Here is a 22,945-nt window from a genome sequence, read left to right as displayed (position 1 = left end):
AGCGGGCACCAAGGTGGTCGGTGCTTTGCTGCTGGCCAAGATGCTGGTTCCCAGAGCTGATGCGGCCGGGCTGGTCGGAGTCACTCAGGATGTCGGCGTCGTTGATGCCGCGCGGCCGGTTGATGGAGATCGGTGCGCGGATGGAGGCGGCGGCCGCGGACCCGGTGATCGTCCCGGACGGGTGGTCATCGACGGCGGTCGGTGAGATTCACGGCATCTCCCCGGCCACCCGCACCGGCGCTGGAGTTCCCGAGCAGCTCAAGTACTTCGCCGAGCGGCTACCGGCCGCGTTCGTCTTTGCGGGAGGCGAGGTAGTCGGGGCCCGGGGGCTGTTCGCCGGTTCTGGCGGCTGTCAGATTGCGGGGCGGGTTCACCGTCGTCCCGGTCACCGTGTTCGCCTGCGGCGCCACCGACCAGCGCCGGGCCTGGCAGGCGTTGCTCTCCAGCCTGGAGAGCACACTGCGGCTGCGCCACCGCGAGCCTGGAAAGCTGGCTGGGATGGCCGAAGAGATCTACCGTCCAGCGGGTGGAGTGATCGGCGGTTTGTCCCCGGCTGATCCGCGCGTGGTGATCTTGGCGATCGCGGACGGCGCCGGATAGATCACCCGCGAGTACCGGGAGATCGTTCCCGCCGACTACGCCGCACAGGCCGCTTGCACCCTTACCACCCACGGCCGGCGAGGCTCGGCCGTGGCGGTGTGATGCCGCGCCGTCTCCGGCTCCCAGTCTGGCCCGCCGCCTGACGACAGACCCGCCGATCGCCCTCGCGCCTGGCCTCCTCGGCCACCCTGGGCAGATACGCGTAGATGGTCGCGGCCACCTTCAGGATGCGGCGATGAACCTCATGCGCAGCCTGGTCATCGAGCCGATCGCCCGGTCCGCCGGCAGGGTTGATCTCGGTGCTGAAACTCGCCTTCAAGGACGGGGCGGTCTCCACCGTGCGCACCGCGGTCGGCACGACCGGTTCGGCGTTGGCCCACAGCGGCCCGTAGGTGTCGGGGTCCGCGCAGATCGACAGCAGCTCACCCGCCGCTCCGGCCAAGCAGAACGCGTGCCAGACCGCCCGCAGCGCCACCAGCGTGTCGGCCGGGTCCAGCTCCTGCAGGTCTTGCTCGACCTCGTCCAGCAGATAACCGATCGGCCGCCGACCCCTGTCACCGCTCACCTGCTCAGCGGGCGCAGGTGGGGCGCGCAACGTCAACGGATTCTCGCCTTCCCCAGTCGTTTGCGGCTGGTGACACGTCCGTAAACGGCACCCGTACACCGTCGTTCGAGAGGTCGGGCCAGGGCCACAGCGCCTGGACTCCTGATCGGAGCGGAACCCTCACTTGGCGCGCTCTCGCCGAGCCAAGCAGGGCGCGGCTTCGACCGGGGTGCAGCCTCACCCCAAGCCGCCGATCAGATCGAAGGGCCTATGAGAGTCGAGTGCGGCGGTATCGTCGTTTCACGCTTGGGCGGGGGTGCGGCCGCCGAGCCCGGCGTGCGGCCGCTGCAGGTTGTACCAGTCTGTCCAGTCGGCGAAGGCCGCGGCGAGCCGCTCGATCTGCATCGGCCGCGTCTCGGCTCGACCGGTGCCGGTGGCAGGGGCGGTCGACCCATCGTCCGGCGTCCCGTCCAGTCCCCCGTCCAGTCCCCCGGGGGTGTCGCGCGGGGTGGTGGTGTATCCGGGCAGCCCGCACAGCAGCGTGGTGTCGATGGCGGTGTACAGCTGCTCTGGCCTGCGCTTGTGGTGTGGTTGGTGGGCGGATGGCCGAAGTTCGGTCACGCGCAGCGCGGTGAACGCTTCGCCGACCATGTGGGCGGCGAGCTCCAACCCCGGGTCGATCCGTATGCCGGCCGGTACCGCTCCGAACGGGCCGCGTGCGGGGTCTTGGATCAGCGCCATCCGGATCGCGGTCAGTGTCGCCGGGGTGTGCGGGGCGGGAGCGATCGTCCAGCCGAGCAGGGCCCGGGTTGCCTCGTCGACGATCGTGGTCAGCCATGGGCGCGCCGTGCGGCCGCGCGGCAGCAGTACCAGCACGGGCAGCTGCTGGTGGTCCAGTTCCCAGATGCGGTTGCGGGGCGTGGTTGCTTGGGCGGGTGCTTCGGGGTGGTGGTCGGGGTCGTGGTTGACGGCCATGAGCGGCTCCTGTCGGTGATCGTGCTCGTGTCGGCCATTGCTGTGGCCGGCCGGTGGCCCGGGCCGGTTGGGCGGGGGCGAGGACGGCTGTGCCGAGGTCGGGGCGTGGGGTGCAGCGCCGGTGTCCTGGTCGGTCCTGGTCGGTCCGGTCGGTTCGATCGGTTCGATCGGTTCGATCGGTTCGATCGGTTCGATCGGTCCGGTCGGGCTGACGGGCTGAGCGGGTGCGGACTGCCGGTGTGGCAGTGCTGTGGTCCATGGCCGGGACATCGGGGCCTGCAGGTGGTAGCGGAGGGTCTGATGTCGTGTGGTTGGAGGGCAGGGCCGGCGCCGGGTGGTGGGGGCGTCGTCATGGCGGACTGGTCGTGCCCGGCGGGGTGGGCCCCGATCGGCGCAGCGTCTGGTGTGGCGGGGTCATGGGCTGCTTTCCGTGGTTTGGTGATCGGGCCGGTGGTATTCCGACAGGTCGACGGGTTTTGGCTCGGTGTCGGTGTCGGTGTCGGTGTAGGGGTCGACGATTCCTAGGATGTCCAAGCGGGGAGCGCGCTTGCGCTGTCTCCTGGTTGGGAGTTTGTGCGGGGGCGCTGGTGTCTGCCGTTTCGGCGGCGTTGGAGCGGGGGCTGGACGGGTGGGGCTGTTTTCGGTGGCCATCTGCGTTTCGGGGGCGTCACCGGCGATCATGAGTTCTTCTTGTGCTATCTTCCGCGCTTGCCCGTGAAGGCGCTTGAGTTCGGTCTTTTTGGCTCGCCGCTCTTCGAAGATGGCGTCTTTTTCTTCTTCGGTCAGTTCGTCTTTCGGGTGGGCGGTGCACCAGTGGACGCCGTTGAGGTAGACCTCGACGAAACTTGGGTCGTTCGGCATGTGGCGCAGGGTGACGCGTTCACCCGCACGCCCGCTGAGTTTGCGGTGATGGTAGGTCCGGGAGTTGAAGTTGATGCCGTTCTTCCCGATGGTGTGTTCGGATTTAACGGCCATGAGCAGGTGCCGTATGGTGTCGGCGGGGATCCGGTAGAGTTCGAACGGGTCGGCCTCCCACGCCTGGAGCGGCGTCGCGCCGTTCAGCATGGAGTGGGGCTTTTTCGTGTTGTACCAGTGCGCCCATTTCGCGAAGCGGCGGGCGAACTCCTCCAGCGACATCGGTTTCACCTCCGCCTGCTGGGCGGCGGCCCGGGATTTCGGGTCGTCTTTGAGGGGGCCCAGGAGGTTGCCGGCTTTGTCGCGGGGGCCGTCGGTGAAGCCGGGCTGGCCTTTGCTGAAGGCGTCCTGGACGGTGCGGTGGAACCGCTCGATCTTGCCTTTGAGGTGTGGTTCGTAGCCGGGGAGCCGGTCGCGGGTGACGCTGAGTGAGCCGAGCGCGGCTTGGACGGACTCGGCGGCGAATTCCAGGCCCTGGTCGACGCGGACCAGGCGTGGTACGGCTCCGAACGGTCCTCGCGCGGGGTCGTGCGTCAGGGCCATGGCGAGCGCGGTGAGGACCGTGGAGGCATTGGGCCGGGTGGCCAGGCACCAGCCCAGCACCGCGCGGGTGCCGCAGTCCAGCACGCTGGTCAGCCAGGGGTTGGTCGCGGCTCCTCGTCGGGTCTGCACCATCAACGGCAGCCGAGCATGGTCCATCTCCCAGACCTGGTTGCGGGGCACGCTGTCGCGCTCGAGGTAGACCTCGTGGCGGCGCCGGCCCGCTTCGCCTTCGGTCATGCCGGCCCGCATTCCCGATGACAACTGGCTGGCGAACGCGCGTTGCAGGGTTCTCAGAGCCACTGGCCGGGTGCCGCGCCACCCCTCGGCCAGGGCCTGCGGAACCGGGTTTCCGGCGGCGGTGAGCGAGCCGTCCAGGACACCGCAGCGGGCCCGGTGCAGGTGGGCGATGTTGCCGTTGTAGATGATGTAGGCGACCAGGTCGGTCTGGGTCAGCTCATAGGGTGCGCGCCCCCGGCGGGTGGGCGCCGCATCGCCGCCGGGCGGCGGGTCGCTGCTCAGCCGCCGCCAGACCGTGCGCTCGGTGACGCCGAAGCTGCCGGCGACCTCGCGGACGTGGCCGGTGGTGAGCAGGCCATCGGCTTTGAGGGCCCGCAGCTGCATCAGCGAGCCCCGCCACTGCTCAAGATCCAGGTGACTCAACTTTCGCTCCTTACCGGGGACTGCTGCGGCGGGCGGGCACGCGCTCGGCCCCACCGCTGGTCGGCCGCGCACGGCAGGCGCCCAGGAGCCTCGCAGAGCCGGGCCGGGCGCCCACTGCGCGGGCCGCCGGTTGAGCCTGTGCTCCTGGCAGAGCTGTGGTGCTGATGGACCTGTGGTGCTGGCCGGAGCAATGGGCTCAGCCTTGGGCTCAGCAATCTGGGCCACCGGCAATGATCATCAGTGCCCGCCGGGAGCAGGGGCGGTGGTCGGCGGAGGGATCTGATGGCCTTGAGATGGCCTTGAGATGGCCTTGCCTGACCGGTCACGTCGGTGTGTCCTCGCCCGGGGAACAGGTGCCGGACGAGTCCGGTTCCGTGCCCGAACCGGGGTCAGAGGTAGCGGGGTCAGAGGTAGCGGGGTCAGAGGTAGCGGGGGTTCTGGAACTGAGGGCCTCATAGCCCACGGGCCGCAGCGGAAAGGCATTCGATTCGTCGGTCCCGTACGGGTCGTTGCCCGGGTCGCTTCGCTGCGGGGAGCGGACACGGAGAAACGCCTCCTCCTCGGCGCTGGAGGGCCTGCGCAGACTGTTGATGACGTCGGGGTCGACGATGAAGTCGTCGGTGAGCGCCGGCGGCTGAAGGTAGCCACGGCGTACCAGCCTGGCGGCCGCCTGGGGATGTTCGTTCAGAAACGCCGTGATATCGGAGTTCCCGCTGGGGTGGTCGAGGTCGATCGCGGCGCGCAGCGCCAGAGCCTCAGGGGCGGTCATGCCGTCGCGGCTGGCGTCCATGGTCTTGAGCATGAGCAGTTGGTCGGAATCGACCAGGTCGACCCGGGGGCGCAGTTCGTACAGGTCCGGAGGCACGGGCCGCAGCCGCATCGGGCCGCCCAGGTGCGGGTGGCGGAGCAGGTGCGCGAGCGTCTGGGTCGTGTCGGCGAGCGGTACATCGAGTGCTTGGGCGATGGCGGTGGCATCCAGCGGGCACGCGGCGTGTGCCAGCGCGGTGAGGACGATCATGCCGCGCTGATCGAGGGAACTTGAGTCCCACAGTGCGGCCCTGCTGTCGGACGGTGCGGTATCGGTGGCGCTGGCGTCCCCGCCAGTTACGGCCACGTCAGAGGCGTCCCCGCCAGTTACGGCCACGTCAGAGGCGGCCACGTCAGAGGCGGCCACGTCAGAGGCGGCCATGTCGAAGGCGGCCATGTCGATTGCGGGGCGGCCGCGGGCGGGGGGTTGGGCTTCCCGGTCGCGCTGGGCGGCTGAGGTCGCAGCTGAGGTGACGGTTATGGTCGCGGCTGTGGCGGGGGCGTTCTCCTGCTCGATCAGCGCTTTGAGCTCTGGTACGAGTGTGGTCAAGGGGAGGTCGAGTTTGCGGCTGACGGCCAGCAGCGTCGCCAGGGGGTAGGGAGTGAAGTCGATCTGGTCGGCCTGGGCGAAGGGAATCGAGGTGTTCAGCAGCCGGCAGATCTCGTCCCAGGTCGTGGCGGTCTGGTGAAGCCGCCGGCCGATCACTGCCCGGCTGACCGTCATGTCCGCCTCCTGATGATCTCGTGGGTGTCGAGTCTTTGCAGGGACAGGCCCCGCTCGGACAGCCATGGGGTCGCGTGGGCGCGCCCTGAGGGGGGAACCGGGGCGGCGAGTCTGACGACCCCGAACCGCTGGCGCAGAAGTTCGCGGCCGGGGATGGCGGGTGCCTTGGGGAACAGCGGGGAGGAATCGTCGACCGCGCCGGTACTGGTGCGGTGCGCGAGGTAGGCGGCGAGGATGCCGTGTGCCGAGGGCGGGAAGCGGTGCCGTACCGGCTCCGTGCGGGACAGGTACGCCACGTCCTGTGTGTAGGTGGCGCCGTCGGTGGAGATCTGCCCGACCGTGATCGACGTCAGACCGGCGGCTAAGTGCAGGTGAATCACCAGCGCTGCGGCCGTCTCCGGTGAGCACAGGCTCCGCAGGCGGGCGACCACATCAGCGGTGAGCCGTGTCCCCAGATGGGTCTCGGGCGGGTGCGGCAGCAGCGACCGCCGCCAGCGCAGGTACAGATGGCGCTCGAAGAACCCCGCTTGGATCCCTCGCAGCTTGGCCAGCGACTGCGACGGGTGATGGTCGCCTGCCAGGACCTGATCGCGCAGCCAGGTCTCCACGTGCAGTATCTGCAAGTCGTGGTAGCGCGACTCCCCGTGATGGATGCCGAGGTCCAAGGCCAGTTCGGCTGCGGCCTCCCGGGCCAGGTCGAAGGTTTCGGCGACGCGCCGGAAGTCGGCGGGATCCAGCCGCGCTCGGCACACTTCCATGAAGACCGGGAAGTCGCTGCTGGGCAGGGCGGGCCAGTCCCGCGGCGCGGGCTGCTGTGAAGCGGCGGACGCCTGAGCCGGTGTGCGGTCGGACGCGGGCTCAAGTGTGCGGCCGGATGTGGCGGGCAGCGCGGCACGGAACTGCTCGGCGGTGATCGTCCGTACGGTCACCTTGCCCAGGTCGGGGCGGCGCAGCGGGGCGGCGACCCAGACCAGCCACAGCCGCAGCGGCGTGTCCCGGGCGAACTCGGCCAGTTCGCGCAGCACCTGTTGATGCACCGCCTGGGCGCGGTCCACCACCAGGTCGCTGATCCGCTCGCCGCGGATCCAGAACCCGGCCAGCGCCAGCGCCTGGCCGCTGTGGTGGGCGATCTCCTCGGGATCTTTTCCCAAGGCGGTGAGCAGATCGGCGCCCAGCCTTCTGCGCGCGGCGCCGTAGCTGGTGGGGGCCGGCCCGGTGAAGGTCTCGATCGGCGAGACCACGACCCGCCCGTGGCCGGGGGCGTGGAGGTCGGCGAGATGCTGGGCCACGGCCACGGAGTCGTCGGGGTTGGTGACGAGCACGATCTCGCCGGGCTGCGGCCGGACCGGCCGCGCCTGCCGTATTGGCTGCCGACCGGCCGCCCGGCCGGTCCGCTGGGCGGGCGTCTTGCCGCCCCCGGCGGGGCCGCTAGTCCTCAATGCCCTCTCCCAGCATCGGCATGACGGTGTCGACCACCACGTCGTCGATGTGCTCCTTGCCCAACTCGGCGCAGGCCTGCGCTGCGCTGATGGTGAAGCTGGCCCAGTTCCTCAGCACCCCGTTGGCGTAGGTCTCGTTGATCTCGGTGAGCAGTTCGTCGTCGGCCTGGGCGTAGATGGCGTGAAAGCGGCGGATCATCCGGGGGACGGCGTCGGGCGACAGCGGCATGAAGGGAAGCCGGCGGTAGATCCTGGATGCGAGCATCGGCGAGCGCGACAGCCGCTCCCAGCAGCCGTCGCCGCCGACGTACAGGACGGCGAAACGCGTCCGTCGCGAGTCGTGCAGATGCCGCACCATCTCCAGGCAGTGGCCGGTGAGGCGCTGCGCCTCGTCCAGAACGATTAGGCGTTCCGGAGCGGCCAGGTACTCCTCCAGCGACCTCAAGAGCGGAAAGCGGCTCCTGGTGTGGGGGGCCTCGGCCCCGGTGACCGCCTGGAACAGCGCTCCGGCCAGCCGGTAGGGGGTCACGCCGGCGATGGTCTCCAGCGAGCAGTACACGATCGGGAAGTCGGCCATGTCCTCCAGACCGGCTTCAACGGCGAACGTCTTGCCCGTTCCGGTCGGACCGTGCACGCAGCCCATGGCCAAAATCTTCGCCACATCGCCGACGATCCTTCTGGTGAGCTGATACTGGCGGGTCTTCAACGTCTGCAGGCCCGGATAGTCCAGGAAGTGGTGGGGCATCGGCGTTGGCGTCCTTTCTGCCGCCCGCTTGCGGTGGTGAGCATGCCACCCCGGCCCGTGCTGGAGGCCATGTGGAGGTGGCTGTGATGCCGCGCGGCGGGGGCAAGGGTCTGGGGCCCCCGCCCAGCCGGGCGCCGACCGGTTCGCGCGCGCTGGACGGTGCACCCGCCCACGGCCGCACCGATGCGCACGCGCCGCCCGGGGGCCCGCCGCCCGCGGCAGCGGAGACGATCATCGGCGAGCGCTCATACCGGCCTGGTCGGCGTGCCCGGGGTCGTGCGGCCGCAGATGCGCTCGCCGAAGTCGGGTCGCGGCCCGCCGCTGCTCTGCGGGCCGGGCACCACGCGGCCGTGCAGTGTGACAGTGCAGTGCGGCGCGCAGCACCGGCTCCTGTCGGCTGCCGGCCACCGCCGCGCGCCCGGCGCGGGCCCGGCGGCCGCGGGGCGCCGGGCGTGGCGCCCGGAGCAGTGGGGTGGGCGCCGAGAAGACTGCGAGCACTTCGACCTCCAACACCAAGACGTGCGGACACGTCAAAATGGGGGGATGCGGGGACAACCGCCCGCGGTCGGAACTGATGCTGCAATCCAGGAATGTAGCAGCGGAACTAGTGAATCGCGAGGAGCTCCATGAAAGTGACCGGCCCTAAATCCCGCAGCCGCGGAGTGCATGATCTTCCGGTCGAGGCGTTGCCGATCCTGGGCATCTTGCATCGACGGTGGGCCCCTCACCTGATCTACGTTCTCGGTCAGGGGCCGGCCAGGTTCTCTGAGCTTCAGATCTCCATTCCCGGCATCACCGCCACCAGCCTCAGCACCCGCCTGCAAGCACTCATCGACGAAGGGCTGGTCACCCGCCAGGTGTGTCCAGGCCCCCCGATAAGCAGCCGATACCAGGTGACGGCGCGTGGGCGCGACCTGGCCGAAGGGCTGAGCCGCATGCTGGCGGGGCCCGGCGAGGGGGCGGTGGCGCGGCGCCCGGTGCGGCCGCAACATCAGTTGAGCGATCCATGACCACACCGCCGCCGCCTCCGGTGCTGTGCGCCGATCTCCTCGACCGGGGCGACGGTGCCGCGCCGACGAAAGAACGCAGGAGGAAATGAAACAAGCTCACATTCCCGCCCGGTTTAGGAGTCGGTGCCGACAAAATTCTAGGTGACCTTATGCGGGACTGGGGCGCCGAATCCGAAATGCGCCTGGTCGGCAATTGTGTCTGCGCTGTCCGGTTCGTCCTTGAGTCCGGCCGGCGCGTGGGGGGCCTGAGACCGCATCCGGAGATTGGGGTCGAACACGGCCGGGGCGATCTGCTGCTCAGCCCGCCGTTCCCGCCGACCGCCGTCGCGAACTTATGCTCGACGCTGTCGGAGCTTGGAGCCAGACCACCGAGATCATCGAGACGTTGGTGGACCTCCAGACAGTCAGATACAGCCGAAGCCGCGCACCGGGGAGCCGAGCGGGCACCGACCGTCGGCGCGTCGGCGGGGCCCTCCGCGCGGCGGGGCAGGCCAGGGCCGGGATGCATGCCGCGGCGGCCCTAGCACCCCGCCTACCCTGCAGTCGAAGAGATCGGCGATACCGCGAAAGCGCGTTCATCGCCGAGTACACCGCCTCCGAGCGGTTACGCGGCGAAGCCACGAGCGCCTGCAGGTGATCGGAGGCCCCAGCCAGCCAGGGCCCGCGGGCATGGGCACTCCGCCGACGACGCCGCCGGGCGGTTCCAGCACGGCTGCCCGCCCATGTAGTGGACGTCGGCGTCCGGGCTGATACGGCGCGTCGTCTGCGCCAGGCCCCGCACCGGGCCGATCTCCAGCACGTCGGTGCAGCCGAGGTCGCCTGTGCGGCGGCCGCACAGGTTCCCACCGCACTGGCCGGCTGAGCTGCCGTTCGGCGGCGCGCAACGCCCCGCGCGGCGCAGGGAGCGCATCGAGCATCAGCTCGCCATGGAAGACACCCTCGGACGCTCAAGCGCGTCGCCTTGAGCCGTCGCCTCCGTGTGCGCTCTGCGACGACCCTGACGCCCGCCGCGGTGCCCGAGACCATGACCCGGGTCGGGCCGTTGACGTTCGCGTCCAGACCCTTCCGTCCACTCGGACCTCGCCGAGAAGGTCGGGCAAGGCGCGCGCGTCCGGCCCGGTGATCGCCGCCATGCCGCTCGGCCTGCGCCGCCGCCGGCCGCCTCGCCGGGCCTCGGGCGGGCGTCGGGCGGGCGTCGGCGGCGACGAAGGCGAGGTACTCGCCGAGGCGGTGACCCGCGCACGCCACGACCGGCGCCGTCAGCCCGCGGCTGCGCACCGCCTCCAGCGCCATGAGCGGGACGCACGACCGACCGCCGTTCTCCTACGTCGACGTCTCGCCCTGGACGATCGGTCGGCGCCCCACCGGAACTTCGGGGCGCGGACCCTGAAATCACCGATGGTCGAGGGGTTCCAGGGCCCATCCAGCCGCCATACGAACGGCCCTGCCCTCACCAGCATCGGTCAGTCGTTCAACAACTCCTCTTGAAAGTGAGGTGGGACGTGTTCAAGGGGGCATACCCCCAGCTCTTTGCGGATCGTCTCGTCATGGTCGTACTCGTCCGTGAAGACGGCAGGGAAGGCGGCCCAGTCCCGACCTACCGCCTGGAGCAACTGCCGCGCTTGACGGCACGGGCCCACAGGGCCGGCGTGACCGCGTTGAAGGTCTTCGCCACTGACCGGCGCGACGCCTCGGGGTCAACAGCCACAGCGGGCGGCTCTGTGATGACGCGTGCGATCCGCGCTATCAAGTCGACGCGCCTCGGTATCCAAGTGATGACGGAGACCTGTCTCTGCGGCTATCTGTCGAGCGGGGATTGCCATCTCACCGCGCGAAATGGACGGCCCGACCAGGCGGCGACCATCGCGGCGCTCGCCCAGCAAGCGGTGGCGCAGGCCAAAGCCGGGGCCGACGTGATCGGTCCCGCAGCGATGGTCCCCGGCTCGATCGCGGCATGCCGGAGCGCACTCGACTCCGCCGGATACAGCCGCGTCGGCATCATGCCGCACTTGATCGTGAACTCACGCCTCTACTCCGGTTACCGCGCCGCGATGGGCATCCGGCCCCAGAACAAGCAGCGGCCCTTTCAACTCCCGGCCTCGGGCTCCACGGCCACGGCCGTCGAGCGGGGGCTGCTGATGCTGTCCGAAGGCGCCGACTCACTGCTGATCGAGCCCGCCCTGTTCTCGACCGACATCCTCTGTGCCCTGTACGCCAGATCCGGCGTGCCGCTGCTGCCTTTCTCCGTCTCCGGAGAATGCGTCCTTCCGCCCGCGCTTCTGGCCGAGGAGTACGCCATGCTCCTGCGCGCCGGAGCGTCGCGGGTGGTCAGCCATGCCGCTCTCACGCTCCTGGCTACGCTCAGTGATGCGCCGTCCACCGTCCCGACGTCCCGGAAGCCTTCGTGATGACCGTCGTTCGCACCGAATCAAGTACGTCCCTCGCTCCGGCCGCCGCCTACTTCCGCGACGCGCTGCCCGCGAGGGCATTCCGGCTGGGGGGACGCACCAGCCACCTCGCTCGCGCCTACGCCAGTCGCGTCATCGACGGCCTCGCGGCGGTCGTGCCCGGCCTGGAGATCGAGTACGTCCCCATCGAGACCTCCGCGGACCGCTACAAGGGCGACCTGTCGGAGCTGGGCGGCAAGGGCCTGTTCATGAAGGAGATCGACAAGGCCCTGATGATGGGGCACATCGATGCCGCCGTGCACTACATGAAGGACGTCCCCGGCGACGTCCCCCTGCCCAAAGAGTTCGTCTTCGCCGCCTACCTCCAGCGCGACGACGTGCGCGACGCCGTGGTCTTCCCAGACGGTTCGAAGTACAGCGCGATCAGCGACCTCCCGCCGGGAGCGCGTATCGGGACGTCCGCCGTCCGGCGCAAGGCACAGCTCCTACGCAGGCGGCCCGACCTCAACGTTCAGCGGTTCCGCGGCAACGTCGTCCCGCGGCTCACCCGGCTCGACGAGGAGCAGGAAGTGGACGCCCTGGTCCTGGCGGGCGGCGGCCTGGCCAAGGTCGGCATGGAACACCGCATCTCGCAGCTTCTCAGCCTGGACGAGATGTGCCCCGCCATCGGGGCCGGAGTCGTCGGCGTCCAGTGCCGCAAGGCCGACGAGGGGATAGTGGAACTCCTCCAGGTCATCGACGACGCACAGACCCGCACCCACATCCTCGCCGAGCGAACGATGCTGCACGCGCTCCAGGGCCACTGCAACAGCCCGATAGCGGGACACTGCCACACCACCGACGACGGCCAGCTCAGCCTCATCGGCATGGTGTTCAGCCGCGACGGCGCGACATTCGCCTACGCCCACGAGTGGGACACCCCCGACCACGCCTACGAACTGGGCGCCTTCGTCGCCGCGAACCTGACCCGCAAGAACGCCCGAAGCATCATCGCCGGCACCCGCCTGCACTGACCCGTGGCAACGGACATCGCGACTCCGCAGACAGCAGCTCATGCCGTACTGACCGATCCGCGCGGGCTCGTCCTGCTGGTCAACCCCGCGTACAAGAGGCGATGGCACCTGCCCGGCGGATACGTCCACGAGGGTGAACTGCCATCCGCCGGAGTCGCCCGCGAGGTGCGGGAGGAACTGGCCATCACGCCGCAGCTACCTCCCGCACCCTCGGTCATCGCGTGGGCGCCGCACGCCGGCGACCGCCTCCTGATGTACTACGCGGCCAAAAGCCCTACTCTTCAATCTTCTGACGAAGAGAAGTAGGAACGATGCAGCGTCCAGATCGGATCATCCAAGTCGGGGCGGCCAGTCAGACGACGCAATGGTGGGCCCGGCGAAGCCAAATGCTTCCGTGCGACGTTGACGAAGTCCCGCCGGTCATCCTCGATACCGTTACGGAGCCTGTACCAGTCGCTATCTGTGGCCCAACCGCGTGCCACCTGAAGTCCGACCGGCCAGAATGCTCGATCGATGGCCTGGGCAGCTGCGACGATCCGATGATCAGCAACCAAGGCCAACGTGGCGAGCGCCTCATTCCAGGGGCGCCAGTCGATTGGTATCGGAACACGTGCCCCCTCGTCTGCAGGGGTAACGCCTCGGCCTTGGAGTTTGCCCAGCTCGAGGAGGACGTTAGCGGACTCGCGCAGGATCCGAGCGCACGCTTCCGCCTGGCGGTCGCGTGACCATTGCCGCTGTTGTAGGCGGTGGCTCAGAACGCCACCTACGAAAACGCCGAGCAGGGTCGTCAGCGCAGCACCGAAAGTAGTGACAAAGAGGCCCATAGCCCGGAGTATCCGGGGATCCGGCATCGTGGTCTACGACTCAATCCGTGGGCCGCACGTCCAGCCGGCGCCAGTAGCCCACTATGGAGATCACCGAGCTGGACGAACTCCTGTAACCCTCGTCCCCGACATCAACCCCCCGTCTGGTGGCTGTCCACGGCGTCGGCGCCGACACCCCGGACAGCTCCTGGTCGCCGCCGGAGAGAACCACCACCGGCTGCAGGGGCGTTATGCGATCTGTCAACGTGTCCGCGGGTGGAGGTGTCTCACTCGAACTCGTCAGGCTCGTGCGGCGTTGGCCCGGGGAAGGGTGCTGCCTCGGCGGGTGTGGCATTGTGCCAGATGACGTCGTCGATCTGGTTCGTCAGGACGAACGCAGCCGTCCCCTCGTCGAGATCGAACAGCTCCAGGCATCCCATGGCTCGCATGGTCCGCGTGGGCTCATACTTTTCGACCATGACGGGTAGCAGGACCCGGTCCGTCCCTGCTGTGGCGGCGATGAGGTGCTCCTCCTGCCAGGCACCTTCTTTGAAGTGCGGGGAGAGAACGGCGATGACGACCTTGGCATCGTTCAGCCCTATCGACCTCGCAGCGGTGGAGAACTGGCCGGACTCATCGTCCAGCACCATGGAGGTGAACTCATCCATGGTCACGTGATATCCGATCGATCGGAGACGGGACGCCATCCATTCCGCCCACTCCAGGTCGCGGAAGCCGCAGCAGATGTGGATGCTCGGTTGGACGTTGATGCCAGCGGGCATGGTCCTTGCTGCCCAGCGCCAGGCGTTCGCGGCCTGCCAGACCCGGCCAGGCAGGAGTTCGATGTTGTCGTCCACCTCCGCCGGAAGCAAGATCCAGTTCGGTGAAACCTCCAACGCCAGCGCGAGGGCGATGAGGTCATCGACATCGAGCCGCCGCTGCCCCTTCTCGATCTTGGACAGCGCCGTCAACTGGATCGGGCGCCCGATGCTCTGGAGTCGGGCCGCGACGTCAGCGAGGGTCAGGCCCTGCTGACGTCGGATGGCCCTCACTCGCTCGGCAGCCCGCTTCCCAGACGGACCGAGTCCCTCCAGTGATCTGCTCATGCCGTCACTCTATGAATGTTTCTCGAAAAGAGCGAATGTTTCCCGAGTTTGACGAATCCGAGAGGTGCTGGGACTCTGGGCCGACTGGGGATGGTGTGGCCTGAGCCGCAAAGGCAGACGGCCCCCGGTGCAACGGGAGCCGTCCTCGTCCGATCCGCGCGCTGCGAGAAGGGACGTTGATGTCAACTGTAGGGGACGTTCCGGGCGGTCCGGAGCCTGGCCAGGACGGTGCGCTGGTCTCGCCCCGTTCACTGGCGATCTTGACGGTGTCGGTGTTGGTGGCGCTGCTCGTCGGGCTGAGTGCAGGGATCACCACCGCGATCCAGCTCGCGGCGAGCGTGGGCCCCGCGATGTCGGCGGCTGTCGGGCTGATCGCGGGGCTTGCGGCTGCTGCGATCGCCGGCGTGAGCATGGCCGGAGCTCTCCATGCCCTGGTCAGGAAGAGCCCAGCCTGATCAGCCGGGATAGCCGGTGGCAAGGTCGACTCAAGCGGTGAGGCAGGGAGACGACGTTGCCATCGGCCCGTTCCAGTCTCCGCCGAAGGGGAAGGAGGCTGAGCAGGGCTCCGGCAACGCTGCCCAGCTATCTGCACGCGGGTCGCGAGCGGGCAAGGTCGTCGGACTTCAGGGGGCGGCGTCCCCCGTCATGGTGGATTCCGCGCCGGTGTCGCCGCCGTCCGCGGCCCGGGTCCGCCTGTACTGGGGATGGTCGAGGTCCATCTTCTGGGCGGCATGCAGGGGCGCACTGTAGCGGGTGCGGTTGGCCCAGGTGAGGGGCTGGTTGCACAGCCGGGCAGTGAGGACCGCGAGGGGACGCGGCGGGATGTCGTCGCGAAGCGGGATGACGTAGATTTCGGTGGCGGTCATCGCATACCAGGTTGCGGCCTGCTCGTTCTTACGCAGCTGGCCCCTAATGTTGCAGCCGTGGTCGGCGCTCCAGCGGGTCTTGTCTTGGCCCAGGCGGCCGCTGTTGGCGCCGTCGTGTGCCGGCGCAACCGATCGCGGTCCTCGTCCGCGGCCACTGCGCCTCAGCGCGCCTCGGGCTGAGTACCTGTGCCTGAACTGTGTGCGACGCGCGGTTCTTCAGGGGGGCTTGCGCGGGTATGCCGGTTGGCGGAGAGGGGGTGATGACAGTGATGCCGGATGCCTCATCGGCACGGGCAAGGCTCAGGGTGGATGTGGTCCCGGCCCGGGAGTGGCTGATGGTGGAGTTGCGTGGGGAGTTGGACAGGTTCACCGTTGCGGCGTTGCTAGACCGAGTGGCGCTTCTGATGACGCGGGAAGCCCCGCCGCGGGTGGCCTTGGAGTTGTCTCAGGTGTCCATCTGCGACTCTTCAGGCTTGAACGCCCTGGTTCGGTTGTGGAGGCGCACTGGCGCCGCCGGTGGTGAACTGGTGCTGCTGCGGCCGCAGCCGCGCTTGGCCTCCTCGCTGGCTTTGACCGAGATCGATCGCCATATCCGCGTCGTGGAGACCCTGCCGGATCCGAGCCAGGGACCAGCCCCCTGACACGCCACAGGTCAGCAGTGGTCTGCCCGGTCTGGTGGTACGCACCAGACGTGCGGACGCGATCACTCCGGGTGGGAAACCCGCGCTGCAGCAGATCGGCGATGGTGCAGGTGAGCCGACTGCGGGGTCTGGGGTTCGGTCCCGTCGACGGCGACGCGTTCTAGGTGTCAGTCTGACCCGATGACGGCCTCGAACCTGCGGGTCAGCGTCGGCTACTGGCTCGAATGGACGGAATGGGACCCCGGCGCCATACCGTTCACCGGCGGCAACGGCCCGGTCTGGGTCTCGTCCGGACGCCTGGTCGTCATAACCGGCGTCGACTCCGGCGACATCGGTGTCGAGATCGAGGTCACCGACCAGCCGCCACCGCCCGACCTCGACGACTGGGACGACGCCGTCGAGGTCAGCGCCGACATCACCACCATCGCCCTCACCCTGTCGGTCCCGGTCGGCATCCCGGTCACCGAACTCCGCCTGCCGGCCCCCGGCCCCTACCGGTTCCGGGTCCACGCCCGCGGCCGCGACGCCGGCCAGGACGCCGGCCAGGACGCCGAATACATCGACGCCGACGAAGGCGACGCAATGGTCGAACACCACAAGATCCAGATCTGGCCGGCACTACCCGCCGCCGAGACCTGGTTCCGGGCAGTGCAAACATAGACAACCAAGGCGTGGACGCTCCATCGATACCGTGGGCGGACGTCCCCTTTCCTGCAGCGAGAAGCGGCGCCGTCACGGTGACCCCTATGACGAGGGGATGGGTCCGCGCACCGGGTGATCATCGCTGAAGCGTGGCAGCCGCGTGACCAGGCCATCCCCAGCCAACCTTTCCGCCAGTCACTGCGAGTGGCGATGAAAGCATGATCGCGATCGGTGCAACCCACCGAGCCGTAAGAACCCTGGGTAGGAAGCTTGTTCTCTCGCCCCCGGTCCAGCCCAGCGATTGGGCAGGTTCTTGTCCGTTACCGGGACGCGAAACGTGTGGCTCGGCTCCGATATGGGCCGTGTCGGCGAGCATCGGAACCCGACGCGGTGGGCGCGGCATCGCCCAGATTCGGGCCGCCCTGAGGTCATGGGCCCAGTCTCGCCTATGTGGACGCAGGCCAGCTGCAGCGGCGCGTCTCGACGATGGCTGCTTTGGGCCTGCCCAGGGGCTACATGGTGTCCACATCAGGACATCGCTGCGTACAGCCGCCCGTTTCCAGTCCGTACGCGCAGTGACGCGCCAGGCGGTGCCAGATCCCGCATTTTCGCTGCTCAGGAACGTATCAGCAGCGGCTGTCGCCGGACGGCCTTCCAAGGGTGAATTGGATTCGGTTTCCACGGACTGTGCCGTCCGTGTGGCCTCATCTGCTGAAGATCCGTGCACCGCCCCTCCTTCGGGTGCGCCTCCGCCCAAGCGAAAGTCTCCACCTCAAGATCGCAGCGTGCCGCACGTTGGCCCTGTGTGGACGCCTGGTAAACCGAACAGGCGTCACCGGTACAGCCCCCACCAGCACTGCGTCCGGTCGCCGATGCCGTCGCAGCCTCGGCCGGATGGCCCCGCGCTCAGACGTCAGGGCGACCCCGTAGCGTCCCGGTCCCCAGCCCGCGGGAGGTTCGCGCTGTGTTCGCCGTCGCGGTCACCCTCTGATCGCCAGCCTGTCGGTTGACAGGAAGTCCCGGGTCTGAGTCCGGAACTGCACGATGGTGCATGGTCGTCGAGCCCTCGGCGGCCCGGCGTCGGTTAGTCATGGAGGGTGCGGTGTCGGGGCGGGGCCGCCTGATGGCTCATGGCAGGGTGCGGCTGGATGCCGGTAAGCTCCGCCGGTTGCGGCTCAGGCGGGGGCTGACGGTGGACGGGCTGGCGGCCCTGACCGGGGGGCGGGTGCCGGCCCGGCAGTTGTGGGAGTACGAGGCGGGCCGGCGCCGGTGCGATCCTGCGCGGTACGCGCAGCTGTGCCGGGCACTGGGGGTGGCGCCGCCGGAACTGTCCGAGGTGGGGATCGCCGAGGCCGCGTTGTCGGACTTGCGGCACTGGGCCGGGTTGACCGCCGATCAGGCAGCCGGGCTGCTGGGGGTGTCGTCGTGGTCGCTGCTGCGCGCCGAGCGGGAGGGGCGGCTGCCGCAGGGCGTGGGGCGTGGGGCGTTCGTGGTGGCGGCAGCGCGGGCCTACATGTGCTCCACACGGCTGGTCGAGGTAGCGCTACGCCGGGCGGAAAGCCGGACAACCACCCGCAATTAGCCCTGTGACCTGCGGAAATGTATTCGATCAAGAGAGAAGTGGGTAGTGGCCCGGTGATCATGCCGCTCGCTTAACGGCGGTTGTCAACCGGGAAGGTGGCCTGCGGTGTTCGATCAGCGCTTCATCCTGCTGGCGGATCTGCTGAGGCTCTTGCGCGACGGAGAGGTCGACGTGGTGCAGTTCGGCCGCCCGTTCCAGCGCAACGCGCAGTGGGGGGCGGAGGTGTGGGCGTCGCTGGCGCGGGAGCCGCAGCGGCCGATCAACGGGTTCGTGTGGTGGCTGCCGCCGCCGCAGGAGGCTCCCTCCTCCGGCCGCTACCGGGAGTTCACCCGCGCCAAGATCTTCTTCGTCGACGGTCAGCAGCGCGGCACCGCGCTGGCCGGCGGCGCCGGTATCCGGCCGGCGTGCTATCCGCCAGATGTGTGGGCCGAGCTGGGCGGCCCGGGCCTTGAGGTGGGGGTGGTGCTGGAGTCGGCTCGCCGGTTGCGGATCCAGCCGATGCGGGCCCGCCGGCATCCGCAGATCCGGCTGGGCGACCTGCTGCAGGCGGCACCCGCCGAGATCCCCCAGCTGGTCGCCGACGCCGGCGCCGGTGCCCGTACCCACGAGGCCAGCCAGCTGGTGGCCGAGCTGACCGACCTGCGCAAGCGGCTGCTGGACACCGAGATCCCGGTGATGTGGCTGCGGGGCGGGGCCCTGGACGCGGCCGAGTGCTACCAAGTGCTCAACCAGGCGTCATCGACGCGGGTCGCGCACGCCTCGGAGATCGAGACGCTGTATCTGGACCTGGCCCGGCCCGGGGTGCGCCGCGAGATGCTGGATCCGCTGTGGCGGCACGCCCAGCGCGAGGGGTTCGGGGCCGCGGTCACCTTCCCGGTGATCAACGAGCTGGTGCAGCGGCTGCTGCCGCCGGCGGCGCGGCGGCGCACCGCCCTCAAGGCCGGCTCGGCGGCAGTGGAGGAGGCCGCACGGCGCGCGGTGGCCGGCTGCACCGCGATGATGGACAGCCTGCAGCGATGGGGGCTGTGCGATGCCTCGCTGCTGGCGATGCCGGCGGCGCTGGGCGTGCTGTTCCACCTGGGCGCGCACTTCCGCGAAGCCTCCACCGACGATTTTCCGCGGCGCTGGCTGGTGCACGCGCTGGCCACCGGCCGCTACAACGGCGCGCCATACCGGGCCAGCGGGGACGTCTCGGCGATGCTGCGCGCCGGCGACTACGCCGAGGCGCGGACGGTGCTGGCGCAGCTGATGCTGCCCGCCGGGCCTCCCCCGCCGCTGGCCCCAGCGCAACTGCACGGCCGGCGCGGCGGGTTCGGGGCCGTCACCAGCCTGTATGCGATGGCCGCGGCCAGCCCGTCGGGACTGGGGGTGCCGGATCTGACCGACCCGGACGCGGTCTTTCCTGAGGCGGGCATGTCGCTGGTGCCGTTGTGGCGGGGGCGGCTGGAGGCCTCGCTGGGCGACTTCGTGCTGGCCACTCCCGCCACAGCGCAGGTGCTGGCGCGGACTGGAGGATGGGGCCGCGAGGCCTATGAGCAGCTGCGGTGCGGGGATCAGGTGCTGGCCGCGCACTGCCTGCCGGTCCCCGCCGGCACCGGGCTGGGGCCTGCGCAACTGGTGAAGGCCCGCGAGCAGGACCTGCTGCACATGATCAACGGTTTCCTGGCGCGGACCGGCCCGCTGCAGGCACCCGGCCCCGCCCACACGGCGCGCAAGACCCTCGGCCCGACCGACACCGCCTAGAGCGCGAGATCGAGCAGCCCACCGGGCAGCCAGCTGCCGCCCGGCCGCGGCCCGTTCCGAACCGGCCCTCTGGCCAGACCCGGCCGGAAGATGCAGGGAGTGACGATGACGACTCTCTCACCCGACACCGCACCGCCCGACACGCCCGCGCTCGGCGGCACAACACCCGACACGGCCGTGCCCGACGGCACGACGTTCCTGAATACCGGCGAGGAGACCGTGGCTGCGGGCTTGGCCCGGTGGCTGGTCGCCACGGCCGGCCGCCGGCCGGCCCGCGTCATGCTGACGACGGGGTTCGTCACCATGCAGGGCCTGCTGGAACTGCTCGAGCCGCTCACCACCTTGACCGCGCGGGGCCACCAGGTGCGGCTGCTGCTGGGGGTGGCGCCCCCCGAAGGAGCCCGCATCTGGCGCCGTGCCCAGATCCCCTTGGGGCAGGCCCTCGGCGACGACTCCGGCGCCCCGGCGACGGGCCGCCGCGACGATCATCCGGGTGACGACCATGCCGCCGGCCCCGATCCGCAGACGGTGGCACGCGTGTGCGCCCAGGCCGACCGGGCGCTGCGCGCCGATCTGGCCGGGATGCCGCTGACTGCCCGGCAGATGCGGCGGCTGCAGGGTCTGGCGGCGCTGCTGGCCGACGACCGCATGCAGGTGCGCCGCTACCAGCGCCGCTTCCTGCACGCCAAGGCCACCGTGGTGGACCGCGGTCGCCGCGTGCACGCGGCGACCGGATCCTCCAACCTGACCCTGGGCGGGCTGATCCGCAACCAGGAGTTCAACGCCGTCCTGGGCCGCAGGGAGGCCCGCGCCGCCCTCGCCGAGACACGGGGCTGGTGGGACCAGTCCCGCCCCTACGACCTGGCCGCTCTGATCATCGAACTGTTCTGCGCTTACCCGCGCGAACTGGTGTACCTGCGGATGCTGGCCGAGGCCTACGACGAGGAGGTCAACGCCGACCCCAGCCCCTGCATGAACCTGACCGACTACCAACGCGACGGCGTCGCCCGGGTCCGCGCGATCCTGCGCCGCTACGGCGGAGCGCTCGTCGCCGACGAGGTCGGCCTCGGCAAGACCTACATCGCCGGGGAGGTCGCCCGGCTGGCGGTGGCCGAGGGCCGCGGCCCCGTCACGGTCGTCGCCCCGGCCAGCCTGCGCCGCATGTGGCGGCGCCGCCTGGCCGAGTGGGGACTGAACGGGATCCGGGTGCTGTCGTATGACCAGCTCACCAAGCTGTACCGCGGCGTGCTCGCCGACGGGCACACCTGGCAGCGGTGCGGGCTGCTCATCCTCGATGAGGCGCACGCTGTCCGCAACCCCCTCACCGCCCGGATGGAGGCCCTGCGGTCACTACTGGCCGCCCAGCCCCAAGACCCCGCACCGCCGCAGGTGCTGGTGATGAGCGCCACCCCGGTCAACAACACCGCCCGGGACCTGTTCGAACTGCTGGTGCTGGCCGACCGCAGCCTGGAACCCGACTGGACCCCCGCCGCGATGCTGCAGCGCTCGCGCACCGCCGCACGCCCCGACGAGGGACGGCGGCTGGCCCAGGTGCTGGCCGACCCGCTGACCGTCCCCGCGCGCGAGAAGGCCTGGTACTACCAGATGGCCCACGCCCGGATGCTGCGCCGCGACCGGCCCCTCATCCGCCGCGCCTACCCCACCGCCGCACTGCGCTTCCCTGACATCGAGCAGACCCGGGTGGACGTGCCGATGCCGCCGCCGATGCAGGAACTGTTCGCCGCGGTGCTGGACGCCGTCGGCTACACCGAGCATCCAGCCGGGCTCAGGACCGGCCCGCAACCGCCTCCCGCGCAGCCTTCCGGGCAGCCTTCCGGGCAGCTTTCCGAGCAACTCTCCGAGCCGCCCATGCGCCCTGGCCGGGACCCGGCCGCGCTGCTGGCGGCGCTGGCCCCGGCCTTCGCCGCCGTCCGCGCCGCGCGGGGCGGCCAGGTCGCCTCGCTGACGCTGGCCGCGTACCGGCGCGCCTGCTACCGCCAGCATGACCCCAGCCCTGCGCTGCCGATCACCGGGCTGCTGCGCAGCCTGCTCCTCAAGCGGATGGAGTCCTCCCCCGCCGCGCTGGCCGCCACCGCCCGCCACATGGCCGCCACCGTCCGCGGCGCGCTGGCCGACCTGGACGCCGGTGTGGTCCGCACCACGACCGGGACCGGACGCCGCCTCACCAGCCGGCGCCTGGCCGCGTTGAGCGACGACGCCGATGACAGCGAGACGATCCTGACCGATCTGGCCGCCGACGCCGACACGACCGAACCGGCCGACCAGTACCACCAAGCAGCGCTGCGCGCCGACCTGCAACACGACCTGGCGATCCTGCAGGACCTGGCCGCCCGCGCCCGCACTGCCGTCGCCACCGACCCCAAGAAGGAGGCCCTGCTCGGGCTGCTGGCCACGGCGCTGGCCGACCCCCGCGGGCCCAAGATCGTGATCTTCGCCAGCGCCCGGGAGACCACCCACGACCTGGGCCGGTGGCTGAACCAGCGCGTCGCCGACGATCCGCGGCTGGCGGCCCTGCGCGGCCGGGTGGCCAACCTCGGAAGCCGGCGCGAACCCTCCGACACCGAGGCGATCCTGGCCGGCTTCGCACCCGCCACCGCCTCCACCGCAGTCACCGAGGCCACCTTCCCACCCGAGGCCGACCGCTACGACGTGCTGATCTGCACCGACAAGTTCGCCGAAGGCGTCAACCTCCAACAAGCCGCCCTGTGCATCAACTACGACCTCACCTGGAACCCCCAGCGGCTCGGGCAACGCGTGGGACGCCTGGACCGCGTCGGCTCCACCCACGACCTGGTGACGTGCTGGACCATGCTGCCCGCCCCGGCCACCGAGGCCGTGCTGCGCATCATGGACATCCTGCACACCAAAGCCCGCCTGGCCGCCGAAACCGTCGGCGTGCCGACCCCGCCGTTCCCCGACTCCCCCGTCCGCACCTACACCGACCTACTCGACCTGTGGCAAGTACCGCACACCGATCCCGCCTCGCAGACGCCGACCGGCCACAGCGCCGGCCACAGCGCCGGCCACCAACCCGGCGCCGTATCCGGTAGCGCGTCCGGCAGCGCAGAGGCCGAGCCCATTCGCGACCACGGCTGGGCCACCACGTGGGTGGGCAACGCCCGCCGAACCCCCCACCTGAACACCGCACTGAACCGGCT

21 protein-coding genes are annotated in these 22,945 nt (G+C 70.1%); 11 read left to right on the top strand and 10 right to left on the bottom strand.

What is annotated here, in order from left to right; all coding sequences use genetic code 11:
* Positions 1–357 precede the first annotated feature (357 nt).
* Positions 358–600, top strand: a complete 243-nt coding sequence (locus ETD96_RS08455) for a hypothetical protein (protein WP_138635737.1) — start codon at positions 358–360, stop codon at positions 598–600.
* A gap of 61 nt (positions 601–661) precedes the next feature.
* Here ETD96_RS08455 and ETD96_RS08450 read toward each other — a convergent pair whose 3' ends face one another.
* The 6 genes from ETD96_RS08450 to ETD96_RS08425 form a co-directional block, all read right to left on the bottom strand.
* Positions 662–1,165, bottom strand: a complete 504-nt coding sequence (locus ETD96_RS08450) for a hypothetical protein (protein WP_138635736.1) — start codon at positions 1,163–1,165, stop codon at positions 662–664.
* Positions 1,166–1,444: 279 nt separating this feature from the next.
* Positions 1,445–2,119 carry an integrase core domain-containing protein gene (locus ETD96_RS08445; RefSeq protein WP_171068924.1) on the bottom strand — a complete coding sequence of 225 codons (675 nt, stop codon included), beginning with the start codon at positions 2,117–2,119 and terminating at the stop codon, positions 1,445–1,447.
* Positions 2,120–2,533: 414 nt separating this feature from the next.
* The gene (locus ETD96_RS08440; protein WP_138635734.1) at positions 2,534–4,237 is read right to left on the bottom strand and encodes a Mu transposase C-terminal domain-containing protein; all 1,704 of its coding nucleotides are present in this window, start codon (positions 4,235–4,237) and stop codon (positions 2,534–2,536) included.
* A gap of 322 nt (positions 4,238–4,559) precedes the next feature.
* Positions 4,560–5,768 carry a hypothetical protein gene (locus tag ETD96_RS08435; protein ID WP_138635733.1) on the bottom strand — a complete coding sequence of 403 codons (1,209 nt, stop codon included), beginning with the start codon at positions 5,766–5,768 and terminating at the stop codon, positions 4,560–4,562.
* Positions 5,765–7,207, bottom strand: a complete 1,443-nt coding sequence (locus ETD96_RS08430) for a hypothetical protein (RefSeq protein WP_138635732.1) — start codon at positions 7,205–7,207, stop codon at positions 5,765–5,767. The genes ETD96_RS08435 and ETD96_RS08430 overlap by 4 nt, the downstream gene beginning before the upstream one ends.
* Positions 7,197–7,952, bottom strand: a complete 756-nt coding sequence (locus ETD96_RS08425; RefSeq protein WP_138635731.1) for an AAA family ATPase — start codon at positions 7,950–7,952, stop codon at positions 7,197–7,199. The genes ETD96_RS08430 and ETD96_RS08425 overlap by 11 nt, the downstream gene beginning before the upstream one ends.
* A gap of 626 nt (positions 7,953–8,578) precedes the next feature.
* Between ETD96_RS08425 and ETD96_RS08420 the strand changes: the two genes are divergently transcribed.
* Complete coding sequence (locus ETD96_RS08420) at positions 8,579–8,962, top strand: winged helix-turn-helix transcriptional regulator (RefSeq protein WP_138635730.1); 384 nt, start codon at positions 8,579–8,581, stop codon at positions 8,960–8,962.
* A 604-nt stretch (positions 8,963–9,566) separates the two neighbouring features.
* On the opposite strand, the gene ETD96_RS08415 is transcribed toward ETD96_RS08420, so the two are convergent.
* Complete coding sequence (locus tag ETD96_RS08415) at positions 9,567–9,872, bottom strand: hypothetical protein (RefSeq protein ID WP_138635729.1); 306 nt, start codon at positions 9,870–9,872, stop codon at positions 9,567–9,569.
* 592 nt (positions 9,873–10,464) lie between these two features.
* On the opposite strand from ETD96_RS08415, the gene ETD96_RS08410 reads away from it, so the two are divergent.
* From ETD96_RS08410 to ETD96_RS08400, 3 genes are read left to right on the top strand one after another with little or no spacing between them, the layout of a single operon-like run.
* Positions 10,465–11,370, top strand: a complete 906-nt coding sequence (locus ETD96_RS08410) for a hypothetical protein (protein ID WP_138635728.1) — start codon at positions 10,465–10,467, stop codon at positions 11,368–11,370.
* Complete coding sequence (gene hemC / locus ETD96_RS08405) at positions 11,370–12,383, top strand: hydroxymethylbilane synthase (protein ID WP_138635727.1); 1,014 nt, start codon at positions 11,370–11,372, stop codon at positions 12,381–12,383. Before ETD96_RS08410 ends, hemC begins: the two co-directional genes overlap by 1 nt.
* A gap of 3 nt (positions 12,384–12,386) precedes the next feature.
* The gene (locus ETD96_RS08400) at positions 12,387–12,689 is read left to right on the top strand and encodes an NUDIX domain-containing protein (protein ID WP_138635726.1); all 303 of its coding nucleotides are present in this window, start codon (positions 12,387–12,389) and stop codon (positions 12,687–12,689) included.
* Here ETD96_RS08400 and ETD96_RS08395 read toward each other — a convergent pair.
* Both ETD96_RS08395 and ETD96_RS08390 read right to left on the bottom strand, forming a co-directional pair.
* A complete protein-coding gene (locus ETD96_RS08395) occupies positions 12,665–13,207 on the bottom strand; it encodes a hypothetical protein (RefSeq protein WP_138635725.1) in 543 nt (180 codons plus the stop codon). The genes ETD96_RS08400 and ETD96_RS08395 overlap by 25 nt on opposite strands.
* A 266-nt stretch (positions 13,208–13,473) precedes the next feature.
* On the bottom strand, positions 13,474–14,292 hold the full coding sequence (locus ETD96_RS08390; protein ID WP_138635724.1) for a TIR domain-containing protein: 819 nt from the start codon (positions 14,290–14,292) through the stop codon (positions 13,474–13,476).
* Positions 14,293–14,552: 260 nt separating this feature from the next.
* Here ETD96_RS08390 and ETD96_RS08385 point away from each other — a divergent pair, with 260 nt between their 5' ends.
* Positions 14,553–14,747, top strand: a complete 195-nt coding sequence (locus ETD96_RS08385; RefSeq protein ID WP_138635723.1) for a hypothetical protein — start codon at positions 14,553–14,555, stop codon at positions 14,745–14,747.
* A 168-nt stretch (positions 14,748–14,915) separates the two neighbouring features.
* On the opposite strand, the gene ETD96_RS08380 is transcribed toward ETD96_RS08385, so the two are convergent.
* Positions 14,916–15,323, bottom strand: a complete 408-nt coding sequence (locus ETD96_RS08380) for an RNaseH domain-containing protein (RefSeq protein ID WP_138635722.1) — start codon at positions 15,321–15,323, stop codon at positions 14,916–14,918.
* A gap of 95 nt (positions 15,324–15,418) precedes the next feature.
* Here ETD96_RS08380 and ETD96_RS08375 point away from each other — a divergent pair, with 95 nt between their 5' ends.
* The 5 genes from ETD96_RS08375 to ETD96_RS08355 form a co-directional block, all read left to right on the top strand.
* Positions 15,419–15,799 carry an STAS domain-containing protein gene (locus tag ETD96_RS08375; protein ID WP_171068923.1) on the top strand — a complete coding sequence of 127 codons (381 nt, stop codon included), beginning with the start codon at positions 15,419–15,421 and terminating at the stop codon, positions 15,797–15,799.
* Positions 15,800–15,979: 180 nt separating this feature from the next.
* Entirely contained in the window at positions 15,980–16,459 is a 480-nt protein-coding gene (locus tag ETD96_RS08370; protein WP_138635720.1) for a hypothetical protein, read from the top strand.
* Between the two features lie 1,033 nt (positions 16,460–17,492).
* On the top strand, positions 17,493–18,023 hold the full coding sequence (locus tag ETD96_RS08365) for a helix-turn-helix domain-containing protein (RefSeq protein ID WP_138635719.1): 531 nt from the start codon (positions 17,493–17,495) through the stop codon (positions 18,021–18,023).
* A gap of 105 nt (positions 18,024–18,128) precedes the next feature.
* A complete protein-coding gene (locus tag ETD96_RS08360) occupies positions 18,129–19,766 on the top strand; it encodes a hypothetical protein (RefSeq protein ID WP_138635718.1) in 1,638 nt (545 codons plus the stop codon).
* Between the two features lie 105 nt (positions 19,767–19,871).
* Positions 19,872–22,945 (top strand): helicase-related protein (locus ETD96_RS08355; RefSeq protein ID WP_171068922.1); only part of this gene is annotated, 3,074 nt, incomplete at its 3' end.

Origin of the sequence: Actinomadura geliboluensis (assembly GCF_005889745.1) — a bacterium.
Taxonomy (GTDB): domain Bacteria; phylum Actinomycetota; class Actinomycetes; order Streptosporangiales; family Streptosporangiaceae; genus Spirillospora; species Spirillospora geliboluensis.
Note: the sequence above shows the minus strand (reverse complement) of the source record. Positions and strands in the feature narration are given on the sequence as shown.

Excerpts from the sequence above, each read along its gene's own strand:
- ETD96_RS08435 (WP_138635733.1), bottom strand. The coding sequence starts at position 5,768 with ATGACGGTCAGCCGGGCAGTGATCGGCCGGCGGCTTCACCAGACCGCC.
- ETD96_RS08425 (WP_138635731.1), bottom strand. The coding sequence starts at position 7,952 with ATGCCCCACCACTTCCTGGACTATCCGGGCCTGCAGACGTTGAAGACC.
- ETD96_RS08375 (WP_171068923.1), top strand. The coding sequence starts at position 15,419 with ATGACAGTGATGCCGGATGCCTCATCGGCACGGGCAAGGCTCAGGGTG.
- ETD96_RS08395 (WP_138635725.1), bottom strand. The coding sequence starts at position 13,207 with ATGGGCCTCTTTGTCACTACTTTCGGTGCTGCGCTGACGACCCTGCTC.
- ETD96_RS08445 (WP_171068924.1), bottom strand. The coding sequence starts at position 2,119 with ATGGCCGTCAACCACGACCCCGACCACCACCCCGAAGCACCCGCCCAA.
- ETD96_RS08390 (WP_138635724.1), bottom strand. The coding sequence starts at position 14,292 with ATGAGCAGATCACTGGAGGGACTCGGTCCGTCTGGGAAGCGGGCTGCC.
- hemC (WP_138635727.1), top strand. The coding sequence starts at position 11,370 with ATGACCGTCGTTCGCACCGAATCAAGTACGTCCCTCGCTCCGGCCGCC.
- ETD96_RS08415 (WP_138635729.1), bottom strand. The coding sequence starts at position 9,872 with ATGCGCTCCCTGCGCCGCGCGGGGCGTTGCGCGCCGCCGAACGGCAGC.
- ETD96_RS08370 (WP_138635720.1), top strand. The coding sequence starts at position 15,980 with ATGACGGCCTCGAACCTGCGGGTCAGCGTCGGCTACTGGCTCGAATGG.
- ETD96_RS08420 (WP_138635730.1), top strand. The coding sequence starts at position 8,579 with ATGAAAGTGACCGGCCCTAAATCCCGCAGCCGCGGAGTGCATGATCTT.
- ETD96_RS08365 (WP_138635719.1), top strand. The coding sequence starts at position 17,493 with ATGGTCGTCGAGCCCTCGGCGGCCCGGCGTCGGTTAGTCATGGAGGGT.